Origin of the sequence: Candidatus Tisiphia endosymbiont of Oplodontha viridula (assembly GCF_964264865.1) — a bacterium.
GTDB lineage: Bacteria > Pseudomonadota > Alphaproteobacteria > Rickettsiales > Rickettsiaceae > Tisiphia.
The window spans coordinates 120,722-134,086 of sequence record NZ_OZ183486.1; the positions used below are offsets into that span (position 1 = coordinate 120,722).

A 13,365-nucleotide genomic window follows, 5' to 3' on the forward strand; every position below is an offset into this window, starting at 1 on the left:
CCCTTAAGCAACCACCTTTTTCTTAATCACTTTATTAGGATTTACTTGAAGTTTTTCTTTAATTCTAGCTGCTTTACCACTTAGATTTCTTAAGTAATATAGTTTAGCACGACGTACTACACCATATTTAACAACTTCAATCGAATGTACAATTGGTGAGAAAATCATAAATCGTCTTTCCACACCTTCACCATGACTGACCTTACGAACTACAAAAGAAGATGCAACACCACTATTCCTTCTAGCAATTACTACGCCTTCATACATTTGAAATCTTTCTAGTAATTTTTCCTTACCATCTTTCTCAACTGTTCGGTCAATTATCTTTACAGTAACCTTTACAGTATCTCCTGCTTTAAAGTCAGGAATCTTTTTATTTTCCGTTAGTTTCAGAATTTGCTGTTGTTCAAACTCTTCAATAATATTCATTACCTTAAACTCCTATAAATATTTAATAAATCCGGCCTACGTTTTTTAGTAATCTCTAAAGATTGCTTGCTTTTCCAATCTTTAATTAATTGATGATTACCAGACAACAAAATACTCGGAACTTCTCTATTTTTCCATTTTGCCGGTCTCGTATACAGAGGACATTCAAGCAATCCAGCAAACTCTCCATTTTTCTCAAAAGATTCTGATTGCAATGTGTCTTGATTCAGTAATACATTCGGAAGTAATCTAATCAAGCAATCAAGAATAGCAAGAGCTGCCACCTCACCACCAGATAAAATATAATCCCCTATACTAATTTCCGTTACATTATACTCTTCAATTATACGTTCGTCAACCCCTTCAAAGCGACCACATAAAATTATTATTTGCTTTTCTTGTATAATTTCACGAGCAATATTTTGGTTAAATAGCTTTCCTCTTGGTGAGGGATAATATATTTTGGCATTAGGATTTGAAGACAAAACATGATCTATACAACTACCCACCACATCTGGACGCATTATCAGTCCGTTACCACCACCATAAGGCTCATCATCAACATTTTTATGCCTAGTTAATCCAAAATCTTTTATATTAACCACATTATAAGACCAAATACCCTTTTCTAAGGCTTGCCCTGCAAGGGAATATTGCAAAAATCCAGGGAACATTTCTGGAAATATGGTTAATATTGATGCATGTAATGAAGACATGTAATAAATAATTAAATAAATATGATGAAATTTTAAAATAAAAAAATTGATTTGACTTATATTATAGTTTATATAATTAGGCAATATGAATCCACTAACACTTTATTGTTAATCTTCATCATTTATTTTTCGGAGCATGGCGCAGCCTGGTAGCGCATCTGGTTTGGGACCAGAGGGTCGGGAGTTCAAATCTCTCTGCTCCGACCACAAATTTCATTGTATTTAACATTTAATACCTCCTTTACTATTAAACAAATGTGGGCTGATATGGGGTATCAGTCTAAAGATTTAAAGGGTCTCATTAGGAAAAGTATAACATAGATTTAGAAATTGTTAAACGACCAGCGTGCAGATTTTGGATACCAGAAAGTACACCATTAGAACTATTGCCAACAAGAGAAGTTGGGTTTAAAGTACAGCCAAGGCGATGGGTTGTTGAGAGAACCTTTGCTTGGATAAATAGAAATAGAAGGCTCTCCAAGGAATATGATTTTCTTACTGATTCTAGTGAAAATATAATTTTTTTGGCTATGAGTCGATTACTTCTTCGTAGGATATTTACTAATTCACATTACCATAGTACACAAACATTTAATAAAATATAGGCAGAAGGTCAGGAAATTAAGAGTTTTGCAGAGAATATAGATTTACAGCATGGGAGAATAGAAAGAAGAAAAATCGAGATAATTGATATGCCATTTGGATATTTAAATGGCATATCAATTAAATATGCAAAATTACCCGAAAAAGAGAAAAGAAGCACAAGGCTAATAGCTGTGAGACAGAGAATGTATTAATGATTACTAGCTTAGAGAAAAAGTTTAGTATAGAAGAATTGTTAAAATTTAACAGAAGTCATTGGTCATGCGAAAATAATTTAAACTGGATAAAAGATAAGGTTTTTGAAGAAAACAAGTCAACTATTAGTACTGGAGAAGCTCCGTTAATAATGTCATTATTGAGGACAATAACTCTTTCTATAATAGCTCTATTTTCAAACAAAATTACTGAAACTAGAGAAAACTTTAACAATTATAGACATAACTTAAAGTTGGAATTTTTAAACTGCCCTGATTGGATATAGACAAAGGAGTGTTTTACATGATAACAATATTATGGTATACTGATGCCAAAGTGTACTCATACCATTTCCGAAAACTAATCATCACGTCGTCGTACTTCATGATCTCCGCTCCTCACGTACTAGTTGTACGCGAAGGTAGCCGACACTCGTACTCCGAGTAGCAATTTAGTTTTGAGAAATGGTATTAGTCACCAAATTTTCATCAATTGACTATAAATATCAAGTTTATAACTTACAATAATATATTATGAATTTTATCGATGAAGCTAAAATATGCTTAAAAGCCGGTAATGGTGGTGATGGGGCGATTAGTTTTCATCGAGAAAAATATATTGATATGGGTGGACCTGATGGTGGCGATGGTGGTCGTGGTGGTAGCATTATTTTTAAGTGCAATTCTCATCTTAATACTTTAGTAAATTTTAGGCATAAACTGCATTTTAAAGCAGAAAATGGTGAGAATGGTAAAGGCTCAAACCGTAGTGGGAAGTCTAAACCTGCTTTACTTTTAGAAGTACCAGTAGGAACACAAATATTCTCAGAACATGGCGATGTTCTACTATATGATTTCACTTCCGATGAACAAACTTTTGAAATTCTTAAGGGAGGCAAAGGCGGGCTTGGTAATAGCCATTTTAAGTCATCTACCAATCAAGCTCCGCGACGTAGGACTGAAGGTGTTGTTGGAGAAGAGATGTGGGTAAATTTACAACTCAAACTACTTTCAGATGTTGGTCTTATAGGTCTACCTAATGCAGGGAAATCAACTTTCCTTGCAGCCACGACATCAGCAAAACCTAAAATTGCTGATTATCCATTTACCACACTAAGCCCTAATCTTGGTGTGGTTTATGTAGATGATGAAGAATTTGTGATAGCTGATATCCCAGGTTTAATAGAAGGGGCTCACTTAGGACATGGACTAGGTGATAAGTTCCTAAAACATATTGAGAGATGTAATTTATTGATTCATTTGATATCAGCAACAAGTGATAATTTGATTGCTGATTATAGAACTATTAGGAACGAGCTTGAATCATATTCGAGCTTATTAAAAAATAAGTTTGAAATAATTTGTTTGAATAAGTGCGATGTTTTGTTAGAAGAAGAAATTAAAGACAAAATTACAGAATTGCAAAAAATTACTAGTGAGGAAATTTTTATAGTGTCTAGCTATACAAGAACTGGATTAAATAGGGTAATTAAAAAAGCTCTTGAAAACGTAAAAAACACAAATCACCCCAATTTAGGATAAGAATTAACTAATTCTTATCCCAAATTGAGGTAAATTAAATCCCTCCCATATATTTTTCAAACTTATTTTCCTCGTCTTGATATTTATCTGCATCCGCTAGAGCTGGTTTTTTAATAGTAATATTAGGCCACATGCTTGAGAAAAATTTAGCTCTCTCTATCCAATCAATCAGCTGTTCTGACTCTGGCTTAATAGCTTTAACCGGACACTCAAGCTCGCACACTCCACAATCAATACATTCATCGGGATTAATCACCAACATTAACTCCCCTTCATAGAAACAATCAACAGGACATACTTCTACACAATCGGTATATTTACATTTTATGCACTCATCGGTAACAACATAAGTCATGAATTATCATATTCCTTGAATTTGGCTATTAAAACACAAGATCTCAAACCTAAAACTAATAAAAAATATAGTATACTAGTTATAAACATTAGCACTAAGGGCAATAACATAGAATTATGAATTGTCGGACTGCCTAGCCGTAAAACACTTGCTGGCTGGTGTAAACTATACCAAATATTTACCGAAAATTTTACTATGGGGATATTGATAAAACCAATCAATGCAATCACCGAAGCTGGTTTTTCAGCACGCCTTATATTATCACCACTATTAACAACTACTATATAACTTAAATATAGTAAGAATAATACTAACATTGAGGTAAGTCTAGCATCCCAAACCCACCAAGTCCCCCAAATAGGCTTTCCCCATAACGAACCTGTAACCATGCTAATCAGGCAAAAAACTGCACCAATAGGGCTACTGGCCACTGCCATTAAAAAGGACATTTTAGTCTTCCACACTAGATTACACAAGCTACAAATAGCCATAAATGTATAAATCCCTAGTGCCATCCAAGAAGCTGGCACATGAACATACATAATCCTGACCATCTCACCCTGCTGGTAATCTTGTGGTGAGACTATCAAAGCTTGGTATAATCCCAGTCCCATTAGTATCAACATGGAAACTAGCAATAATGGTATAATGGTTTGTATTAACTTACTAAAAAAATAAGGGTTTAGTAATTTAAACATTTAGCTACTTGGTTAATTATTTTTAAATATTGATTATAGTATAAATCATCGTTAATGTCAGTTATTCTCCAATTCTCGCTTTCAACTTCTACTATCTCTGCTTTAAAATTTTTATAAATTCGAACATCTTGATCGAGACTTAATAATAAACATTTACTGTTGGACATAGCTAATAAATGCTCAAGATTACTAATATATTTAAGGCTTTTTTGATCAGAATTATATAATTTTGCAACGCTGATTCGTTCAAATTTTCGGCTATTATCAAAAAAATATTCTAGACTATCACTAAGTAAAATAACATCTGTCAAAGGTCCTAATTTTTCATTTTTGATTTTCGTAAGTCTCTCTATTTGTTTTTTTGCCTTATCAAGATTTTGGTAAATATCTGAACTAATCTCAGGAAATCGTCCCGCTAATATCTTAGATAATTGTTCTAATACTACTTTTACATTATCTAAATCAAGCCAAATATGCCAATTACTATATGAGTCATTACTAATAATTTTTAGCCCCGTAAAATTACTAATTTTAATAACATTTTTACTATGACCATTCATTAACTTCCCAGCAAAACCATCAAATTGCTCATCTATATAAAATACAATATCTGCATCTTTGACTTTTTTAAGGTCACTAGGTTTTAAATTATAATGGTGCGGGCAATCATCATTATTGGCAATAGCTACAATCTCTGCTTGATCTTTAACTAGCATAGCTATAATAGCTGCTAGCGGAGTTATACTAGTAACAATATATCTCTTTCGAAACTCTACTTCTGCTGGTAATTTGTACGTCGAGCCTAGACTCAAATCCTCACGTACGCTTGCCGTACTGCTTGCGGTTTTGCGTTCCGTGACTCCTTCAAATTCCTCAGCACAAGCGAGTTTCGAAAGAGATATAATATTCATTTTATCTATACTGGCAAAAGCTGCATAATTAAATAATGTTATAATCATAGCAATAAAAATGCTAGCACTAATAGTAATTTTCATTATTTTCCAATAATTTAAATAATTGATTCTTATTAAGCGTAAAATCACTTTCTATCCAAGCTTTTTCTAATTTGTCTAGCAATATGCCAATAGCTTTACCATGAATATTTAATTTTTGCAAGTCATGACCCTTTATAGGAAATATTGGACGGGGAATGGAGCTATATCTATCTAGAAATTTCTTGGCTACCGTTCTATCTAGTTTGCCTAATGATACTAGAACACTTATATACTGTAAATAATCATCATTTTTCCACCAAATTTCTCTTAATACAAATTCGTTTATTTCTCTATTAATAACTTTAAGTATCGTAGTGATTTTTACGGCGATTTGTCGGGAAAATTTTAAATTTAGTAAATCACTTAGTGATAAGTTCTTTATGTGATAAAATAAGAGTGAATACCTAGTGTAAGGCTCTAAAAAACCAAAATTAATTGCTTCTGACAAAAATCTTTTATCAAACTGGCTAACTGGCAATATTATTTGCAATATGCCATTATCAAACATTTGCTGCAAAATATCAGGACTATTATCTGAGATAATCAATTTGTCCATTTCCCATTTTATCCGTTCTTTTGATAGTAATTTTAGATTTTCCTTCAATTTAATACAAGCATTTAGCCCATCTAGATCCAGCTGTGCAGCATAATAGCAGGAAAACCGAAAAAACCGTAAAATACGCAAAAAATCTTCTTGGATTCGTTCAAATGCCTGTCCTATAAATATTACTTTCGATTGTCGCAAATCATCTATTCCACTAAAATAATCATAAATTTTATGTTCAAATGGGCAATAACTAAGGGCATTAATAGTAAAATCTCTTCTAGCAGCATCCTCCATAAAATCATCAGTAAAGATAACTTCTGCACTCCTACCATCACATTTTATATCTTTTCTAAGTGTAGTAATCTCAAATTTTTCATTCTTGAATAAAGCTGTAACTGTACCATGTTTTATGCCAGTTGGTATGACCGTAATGTTGGCTTTTGATAAAATATCTGTTACTTGTTTTGGTAATAAATTTGTTGCTATATCAACGTCATAGTTAACTACACCAATAATAGCATCCCGAACAGCCCCCCCAACAATTCTAGCCACTCCTCCATTTAGTTTTAGTATTGACAGAATCTCTTTGTAATAACATGACTGAATAGATAATTCTTTTGTTACAACGTGCATTATAGAAACACCTTATTTTTATTTTGTGTCATTATTTACAAGCTTCAGTTTTGGATTAAAATTAAAAATTTTAATCCAAAAGTGGCTAGAATATCAGAAAAGTGCATTCTTGAAGCGGCTGGTACGAATGCATTTTAATCTATTATCGCTAATAATCTTATTTTTATACCAATAAAAATAAGATTATTAGCAAATGAAATATTTAACAATCAGGCGTCAAACCGCTTTAAGCCTGATTGTTTACATTCTCATTCCAATTTCGGATTAATGAAATTAATCCGAAATTGAGGTTACAAGCATATCCTTGATTTCATTCAGTGTTAGCTTTTGTTTCTTTAATCGTTGAATTTCTATACATTGTTCAATCATTTCAGGTGAGTAAAGCTGATAGCGTGATTTAGTAACATCAGCAATTTCAAGCAAACCTTCCTTAGTCCAAAAACGAATTGTTGACACAGTCTCATTGACAGCTTTTGCAAGCTTACCAATTCTTAATAATTTCTCTGATAATACTATATCTGAAGAGTTTACAGAGTTTGCTGCTTTAAGATAAATATCAAGAGAACGATTGACTGCATTAAAGATAATCTTTTCATAGGCTTCTTTTGAACCACCAAGTTGTGCAGTTTCTAGAGATGTTATATAAGGTAACCTCTCTTGTAGTCTAATAATAGCCGGTGGATAACCTGCCATTATTAGAATTAAATTCATCAATAATCGTGCAGTTCGACCATTCCCGTCTGAGAAAGGATGAATAGTTACTAGTCGATAATGTGCTTCTCCTGCAAGTGCTGCAGGATGCATATCTTTAGATGAGTTTAGCCATGCAATAAAATCTACCATCAAGTTTGGTACTTTTACTGGATTTGGCATTATTACCCTTGAACCTGAAATACGTACTGCTACTCGTCTATAACATCCAGCATTATAATCATCGATACCCTTTAGGATAAGAGCATGAATTGATAAAATATCGTTTTCAGTAATTTCACAAGTTTTCTTTTGCTGTATTTCATGGATTAAGTCCAAAGCTTGTGCATGATTTTTTGCCTCAAGATGTTCTACTAACGATTTTCCACCAACTGTTAAGCCTTTTTCAATTACCACAGCAGTTTCCAAACGCGAAAGAGTATTCCCTTCAATAGCATTGCTGGTATAAGTCAACTCTACCTTAAACCACTGCTCCAAGTTTTTAACCAATTCTGGAGTTAATGGTCTGATTCTATCCAGTTGCTTTTTTTTGTTGTTTAGTAGGTCATATTTCATATAGCAAAATATAAAGTATCACTTAATGCTTTTCAACAATTATTTTTCTATAATCGTCATTGCAAGGCTCTTTAGATGCCACAACTGTTGAAAGTTAAAAAACTGTGAACACTCACAAAAAAACCGTCATTGCGAGCGAACGTACGTGAGCGTGGCAATCCATGAATCTTGTCATATAATTGACCTATGGTCTCCTCGCAATGACACTTCCCCTAATTAATTTCCTACTAAACTACTGGCAAATAAAACCGGATCAAACGATTTTAAATCATCTATTTTCTCTCCTATCCCTATAAAATATACCGGTAAGGTGAATTGCTGTACAACACCAACTATTACGCCAGCTTTTGCTGTACCGTCTAATTTAGTAACTATAAGACCTTTTATGTTAGCAATAGCCGAAAATTGTTCGACTTGGTTATATACATTTTGCCCAGTGGTAGCATCAATTACCAATATACTATGGTGAGGTGCTGTATCATCAATCTTCTTGATCACTCGAACAATTTTTCCAAGCTCTTCCATCAGATTTTTTTGGTTATGTAATCTGCCAGCTGTATCAATAAATAATATATCCACATCGTTGTTTATTGAGTACTGCATAGAAGTGTAAGCAACACTAGCAGGATCAGCTGATTCTTTTCCTGTAATAAACATAGAACCACTTCTATCAGCCCAACTAGATAATTGGCTAACAGCACCAGCTCTAAATGTATCACAAGCTGCAATAGCCACTTTTTTACCTTGCCCACTATAAATGGCGGCAAGCTTTCCTATCGTAGTAGTTTTACCTGAACCATTAACCCCGCAAACTAGTATGACATTAAGCTTTTTATCGTACAATTCAAAATTTTTACTAGTTTTTATCAATAATTGCCCGATAATATTGGCAAGTTGTTCTTTGATTACTAGACTAGTTACTTCTTTATCAAATTTGATAGCTCTTAGTTTATTGACAAGTTCTATTGCCACAGAGGCAGTTATATCTGCAGATATTAATAACTCCTCTAATTCATTTAAAGTTTGCTCATCTAGCTTTTTCTTATACAATATTTGATCAATGCCCGAAGATATTTTATCCGAGCTATTGATTAATGCCTGTTTTAATTTAGTAAATATAGAAGTCATTTTATAGCCGCCCTTTTAAGCCTATCATTAATTGCAACGCCGATACCAATTTCTGGGATGGAGGCAACGGCAATTGCTAATCCATTTAATTCCGCATAATTGTCCAATATTCTAAGGTTGGCAAATAGGTTACTAGCTGCTTCAATTAAATCACCAGTTAAACTTAAGTTAAGCAAAAATTTGCCCTCAAGCTTACTATTAGCAAAATTCAGCCCTACCTCATTAGCTTCTAAACTCTCTGCATTCAACCTTACTCTAACTTTTGGAGAGTAGTGTTTATTCATCATACCTGGAGCTTTAATTTGCATCAAGCTAGGTGTTTTATCTAATTTCTTACCTAGAACTTCCTCTATTGCTTCCTTCGTTATAAAGCCATCTCGCAAAATAGTTAAATTATTAGTAGTAGTGTCCACTATGGTGGACTCTATACCATACTGACACTTACAATCATTCAAATTATCGCCTAAAATAAAAACATCTTTCTCATCTGAAAAATGTTCTTTTACATGTTCTAAAGCCGTGCTACTAATATAACCTGATGGGTTAGCACTAGGTGCTGCTATAGCCGTACCAGATTTTCTTATTAGCTCCAAAGCAATATTATGTGATGGTATACGGAGTGCAACCGAGGTCAGTCCAGCTAATACTGACCTCGTTATATTTGCACCGCTTTTTAATGGTACAACAATAGATAAAGGTCCTGGCCAAAAGATATTACTTAACTTAAGAGCATCTGCATTAAATTCCCCTATAGTTTTAGCTTGCCTCATAGTTGCCACATGGACAATCAGAGGATTTATACTTGGACGCTTTTTTATCTTAAAAATCTTTTGACAAGCTTGTTCGTTACTAGCATCTGCACCAAGTCCATATACTGTTTCTGTTGGAAAAGCTACTACATTACCAAGTTGTATGAATTTGGCAGCCTGCTTTAATGTATCAGTCATAAGAAACTAAATTTTGCTAATTTATCAAATAATTGTGTAACCATTCTGAGCAACAATAAACGATTATTGGCAATGTTATGATTTTGATCTTTGACCATAACATTATCAAAGAACTCATTGACAGGGTTTAATATTTCTAGTAATAGACTAAGAGTCTTAGTAAAATCTTTTTCTACAATATAACTATCAATTTGCTTAGAAATAACTCCTAATGATAAAAATAATTCTTGTTCATATTTGGAAATAAAAGCATCTTGGTTAACCTCTCCTTCTATATTACTACCTTCTAGTATATTGTTTGCTCTTTTGTAAATAGTTAATAAATTCTCACCATCAGCCTTAGTCAGAAAGTCCTGTAAGGAGGCAAGCTTTATTTCACTAACAACTAGGTCTTCTTCAATATCAAAATCAAGCACAGCATTAATTAACGATAGATCATAGTGATTTTTAAAATAATATTTGGCTCTTTCTTCTAAAAAATCTAGAATTATCTGCCTAGTTTTACTTAGTCCACTATCATTCCCTCCTCCCTTTACGTCTTCAAACATAGTTTGATATAAGTGAACTACATAAGCAACTAATTGCTTAATATTTATACTCAGTTTATTACCTAAAATTATCCTAATAATACCTAGTGCTTGCCGCCTAAGTGAGTAGGGGTCTCTTGAACCACTTGGCTCTTTTCCTATTAATATCAAACCTACTAAACTATCCAATTTATCAGCAATAGCCAATATTGCCGCATCTCCTACTGGTAAACTATCCGATGGACCTTGGGGTTTATAATGATCCCTGATTGCTGCTGCGATTTCTTCCCCTAGCCGATCTTCTTTAGCATAATAATATCCCATAATTCCTTGCAACTCAGGAAATTCTCCAACCATTTCACTAGTGAGATCACTTTTACAAAGTCTAGCTGCTAGTTGCAAATCCTTATTTCCTAGTATACTCTTCTGCTTTGAAGAATTGGTTTCGCAAAACTGCGGGGTATTCGCGTACTCACGTACTTCATGTACGCTCCGTTCGCTCACCCCTTGTTTTACGTTCCAATTCTCCAAATCATTTGAGTATATGATATAATTACAAGTATCAGCAATCCTTTCAGTTTTTTGTTTTACACTACCAAGCTTGGCATGAAATGTTATCCTTTCAAGTTTTGGCAATTTTGATTGTAAACTATTAGATAAATCCTGCTGATAAAAATACAAGGCATCAGAGAGTCTAGCAGATAATACTTTCTCGTTGCCACTTACTATGATATTTTGATCATTAGGCATATTACTGACGAAAAGAAAATAAGGGGCAAAATTACCAGTCTCATCAAAAGTACTAAAATATTTTTGATGGTTACGCATTGAGCTAACCAGCACCTCACTAGGTAACTTCAAAAAATGAGTGGGTATTTTACCCACCATAACAACTGGCAATTCTACTAATCCTGTTACTTCTTCTAATAATTTTTCATCCTCTTTTATCACTAAATTAAGTGACTTTGCTATTATTAATAATTGGCTTTTAATTATCTCCTTGCGACCCTCTTGATCAATAATGACATTACTTTCCCGCAGCTTAATCTGGTACTCAGAAAAACTGTCTATAGTAATCGATTCAGGACTGATAAATCTATGCCCAAAGGTAATATTATTAGCCGTCAAATGACCATATTTAATTGCTAATATTTCTCCATCAAATATACATAAAATATTCCTAATAGGTCTAATCCAACTTATATCATAATTCCCCCAATACATAGATTTTGGCCAAATATACTTACTAATTGCTTTAGGAATCATATCTTCCAATAGCACTCGTATATCGGTTTCTTTAGTATTTTTTACTATTATATAATATGATTGCCCTTGCACTAATAGTGTAGACAAATTTTTTTGCTCAATATTATTTGAGCGACAAAATCCTTCTATAACCTGCGATGTACTCGAAACTTTTGGTCCTCTTATGGTAATTTCTTTTGGCGGTATAGATTTCGGTAAATTGGTAATATACACGGCAATTCGCCTAGGTCCAATAAATACCTGAACATCCCCTGTTATCCTACTATCTTGCAAGATTGTAGTAAATATGGTTTTATAGCTTTCCGCTGCATTTTTCTGCATTAAAGCTGGTATTTCTTCACTAAACAGTTCTAACAATAACTCACTCATATTAACTCTTCTTCTCTTCTAATTACACGAATTCGGGATAAGAATTTGTCAATTCTTATCCCAAATTCGGTAAAATTATCGAAACAATCAGATTTGAGACGGCTCTGCATCTGATTGTTAAATTAATATTTTGCTAAAAACATGATTTTAAAAGATTAAAATCATGTTTTTAGCTTTAGAAAGGTTTAAAATGCATTCGCAAAACCGCTTTAAGAATGCATTTTTCTTTATATTAAAGCCAATTAGGGATAAGAATTAACTAATTCTTATCCCTAATTGAGGTTAATTCTAACCACTTATTACAGCATAGCTTCGCCAAATTTCGTACCCTGAGTATGTAAGATGCTCTCTCTGTTACGCTAATTACCCCCCGAGCATTTAACAGGTTAAAAAGATGGCTAGCTTGAATACAATAATCATAAGCTGGCAACGGCAAATCTGCAGCAATTAAATCATTACATTGTTTTTCACTATCAATAAAATGTTGAGATAATATTGCTATGTCAGCCAATTCTAAATTAAACTTTGAAAATTGTTTTTCAGCTTCAAAATCTACTTCACCATATGTTAAAGCCTTCTCTCCAGTTTGACCATTCCAGTCAAGATTTTTGACCTCATCGACCCCTTGTATATAGAGTGCTAGACGTTCTAAACCATAGGTAATTTCACCAGCAACCGGGCGACACTCGATACCACCAATTTGTTGCATATAAGTAAATTGCGATACTTCCATACCATCACACCATACTTCCCAACCAAGTCCAGTCGCCCCAAGAGTAGGAGATTCCCAATCATCTTTAACAAACCTAATATCATGTTTTTTCAAATCTATACCAAGACATTCAAGGCTCTTTAAATATAGCTCTTGTATATCATCAGGAGATGGTTTTAGTATAACTTGCAATTGATAATAATGCTGCATTCTATTGGGATGCTGAGCGTATCTACTATCATTAGGTCGCCTAGATGGCTGAACATAAGCTACAAACCAAGGCTTTTTGCCAAGACTTCGTAGTACAGTGGCAGGATGAAAAGTACCAGCTCCAACATGCGAATCATATGGTTGTAAAATCGCACAACCATATGATGCCCAATAATTCTGCAAGGTTAATATAATTTGCTGAAATGATAATTTTTGCATATTTATAAA

The 13,365-nt window shown here is 33.5% G+C and carries 13 protein-coding genes, 1 tRNA gene and 1 pseudogene; 4 read left to right on the top strand and 11 right to left on the bottom strand.

Features of this window, described 5'->3' with window-relative positions; all coding sequences use genetic code 11:
• Positions 1 to 3: 3 nt before the first annotated feature.
• A complete protein-coding gene (rplS, locus tag ACFEL1_RS00595) occupies positions 4 to 429 on the bottom strand; it encodes a 50S ribosomal protein L19 (protein WP_341747533.1) in 426 nt (141 codons plus the stop codon).
• On the bottom strand, positions 429 to 1,145 hold the full coding sequence (trmD, locus tag ACFEL1_RS00600; protein WP_375331120.1) for a tRNA (guanosine(37)-N1)-methyltransferase TrmD: 717 nt from the start codon (positions 1,143 to 1,145) through the stop codon (positions 429 to 431). Before trmD ends, rplS begins: the two co-directional genes overlap by 1 nt.
• Before the next feature lie 130 nt (positions 1,146 to 1,275).
• On the opposite strand from trmD, the gene ACFEL1_RS00605 reads away from it, so the two are divergent.
• The 4 genes and pseudogenes from ACFEL1_RS00605 to obgE all read left to right on the top strand — a co-directional run bounded on the left by ACFEL1_RS00605 (position 1,276) and on the right by obgE (position 3,484).
• Positions 1,276 to 1,352 (top strand) — tRNA-Pro (locus tag ACFEL1_RS00605).
• Between the two features lie 27 nt (positions 1,353 to 1,379).
• Positions 1,380 to 1,750: pseudogene (locus ACFEL1_RS00610) on the top strand (transposase); the annotation flags it as partial.
• Positions 1,751 to 1,941: 191 nt separating this feature from the next.
• The gene (locus tag ACFEL1_RS00615) at positions 1,942 to 2,229 is read left to right on the top strand and encodes a hypothetical protein (RefSeq protein ID WP_341763351.1); all 288 of its coding nucleotides are present in this window, start codon (positions 1,942 to 1,944) and stop codon (positions 2,227 to 2,229) included.
• 247 nt (positions 2,230 to 2,476) lie between these two features.
• Entirely contained in the window at positions 2,477 to 3,484 is a 1,008-nt protein-coding gene (gene obgE / locus ACFEL1_RS00620) for a GTPase ObgE (RefSeq protein ID WP_375331121.1), read from the top strand.
• A 34-nt stretch (positions 3,485 to 3,518) separates the two neighbouring features.
• Here obgE and fdxA read toward each other — a convergent pair whose 3' ends face one another.
• The 9 genes from fdxA to ACFEL1_RS00665 all read right to left on the bottom strand — a co-directional run bounded on the left by fdxA (position 3,519) and on the right by ACFEL1_RS00665 (position 13,356).
• Positions 3,519 to 3,839, bottom strand: coding sequence for a ferredoxin FdxA (gene fdxA, locus ACFEL1_RS00625; protein WP_341763349.1), 321 nt, complete (start codon positions 3,837 to 3,839; stop codon positions 3,519 to 3,521).
• A complete protein-coding gene (locus tag ACFEL1_RS00630) occupies positions 3,836 to 4,537 on the bottom strand; it encodes a heme ABC transporter permease (RefSeq protein ID WP_342278501.1) in 702 nt (233 codons plus the stop codon). The genes fdxA and ACFEL1_RS00630 overlap by 4 nt, the downstream gene beginning before the upstream one ends.
• On the bottom strand, positions 4,522 to 5,532 hold the full coding sequence (locus ACFEL1_RS00635; protein WP_375331122.1) for a metal ABC transporter solute-binding protein, Zn/Mn family: 1,011 nt from the start codon (positions 5,530 to 5,532) through the stop codon (positions 4,522 to 4,524). The genes ACFEL1_RS00630 and ACFEL1_RS00635 overlap by 16 nt, the downstream gene beginning before the upstream one ends.
• A complete protein-coding gene (locus tag ACFEL1_RS00640) occupies positions 5,516 to 6,712 on the bottom strand; it encodes a CCA tRNA nucleotidyltransferase (RefSeq protein ID WP_342278502.1) in 1,197 nt (398 codons plus the stop codon). The genes ACFEL1_RS00635 and ACFEL1_RS00640 overlap by 17 nt, the downstream gene beginning before the upstream one ends.
• A 273-nt stretch (positions 6,713 to 6,985) precedes the next feature.
• The gene (locus tag ACFEL1_RS00645; RefSeq protein ID WP_375331123.1) at positions 6,986 to 7,978 is read right to left on the bottom strand and encodes a Fic family protein; all 993 of its coding nucleotides are present in this window, start codon (positions 7,976 to 7,978) and stop codon (positions 6,986 to 6,988) included.
• Positions 7,979 to 8,194: 216 nt separating this feature from the next.
• On the bottom strand, positions 8,195 to 9,106 hold the full coding sequence (ftsY, locus tag ACFEL1_RS00650) for a signal recognition particle-docking protein FtsY (protein WP_375331124.1): 912 nt from the start codon (positions 9,104 to 9,106) through the stop codon (positions 8,195 to 8,197).
• The gene (locus ACFEL1_RS00655) at positions 9,103 to 10,053 is read right to left on the bottom strand and encodes an L-threonylcarbamoyladenylate synthase (RefSeq protein ID WP_375331125.1); all 951 of its coding nucleotides are present in this window, start codon (positions 10,051 to 10,053) and stop codon (positions 9,103 to 9,105) included. Before ACFEL1_RS00655 ends, ftsY begins: the two co-directional genes overlap by 4 nt.
• A complete protein-coding gene (gene glyS / locus ACFEL1_RS00660) occupies positions 10,050 to 12,215 on the bottom strand; it encodes a glycine--tRNA ligase subunit beta (RefSeq protein WP_375331126.1) in 2,166 nt (721 codons plus the stop codon). The genes ACFEL1_RS00655 and glyS overlap by 4 nt, the downstream gene beginning before the upstream one ends.
• A 259-nt stretch (positions 12,216 to 12,474) precedes the next feature.
• Positions 12,475 to 13,356: a glycine--tRNA ligase subunit alpha gene (locus ACFEL1_RS00665; protein WP_341763341.1), complete on the bottom strand. Its 882-nt coding sequence runs from the start codon at positions 13,354 to 13,356 to the stop codon at positions 12,475 to 12,477.
• Between the last annotated feature and the right edge of the window lie 9 nt (positions 13,357 to 13,365).

Coding starts and splice junctions, on each gene's coding strand:
- fdxA (WP_341763349.1), bottom strand. CDS start 3,839: ATGACTTATGTTGTTACCGATGAGTGCATAAAATGTAAATATACCGAT.
- glyS (WP_375331126.1), bottom strand. CDS start 12,215: ATGAGTGAGTTATTGTTAGAACTGTTTAGTGAAGAAATACCAGCTTTA.
- ACFEL1_RS00630 (WP_342278501.1), bottom strand. CDS start 4,537: ATGTTTAAATTACTAAACCCTTATTTTTTTAGTAAGTTAATACAAACC.
- obgE (WP_375331121.1), top strand. CDS start 2,477: ATGAATTTTATCGATGAAGCTAAAATATGCTTAAAAGCCGGTAATGGT.
- ACFEL1_RS00645 (WP_375331123.1), bottom strand. CDS start 7,978: ATGAAATATGACCTACTAAACAACAAAAAAAAGCAACTGGATAGAATC.
- rplS (WP_341747533.1), bottom strand. CDS start 429: ATGAATATTATTGAAGAGTTTGAACAACAGCAAATTCTGAAACTAACG.
- ftsY (WP_375331124.1), bottom strand. CDS start 9,106: ATGACTTCTATATTTACTAAATTAAAACAGGCATTAATCAATAGCTCG.
- trmD (WP_375331120.1), bottom strand. CDS start 1,145: ATGTCTTCATTACATGCATCAATATTAACCATATTTCCAGAAATGTTC.
- ACFEL1_RS00615 (WP_341763351.1), top strand. CDS start 1,942: ATGATTACTAGCTTAGAGAAAAAGTTTAGTATAGAAGAATTGTTAAAA.
- ACFEL1_RS00665 (WP_341763341.1), bottom strand. CDS start 13,356: ATGCAAAAATTATCATTTCAGCAAATTATATTAACCTTGCAGAATTAT.
- ACFEL1_RS00655 (WP_375331125.1), bottom strand. CDS start 10,053: ATGACTGATACATTAAAGCAGGCTGCCAAATTCATACAACTTGGTAAT.
- ACFEL1_RS00635 (WP_375331122.1), bottom strand. CDS start 5,532: ATGAAAATTACTATTAGTGCTAGCATTTTTATTGCTATGATTATAACA.
- ACFEL1_RS00640 (WP_342278502.1), bottom strand. CDS start 6,712: ATGCACGTTGTAACAAAAGAATTATCTATTCAGTCATGTTATTACAAA.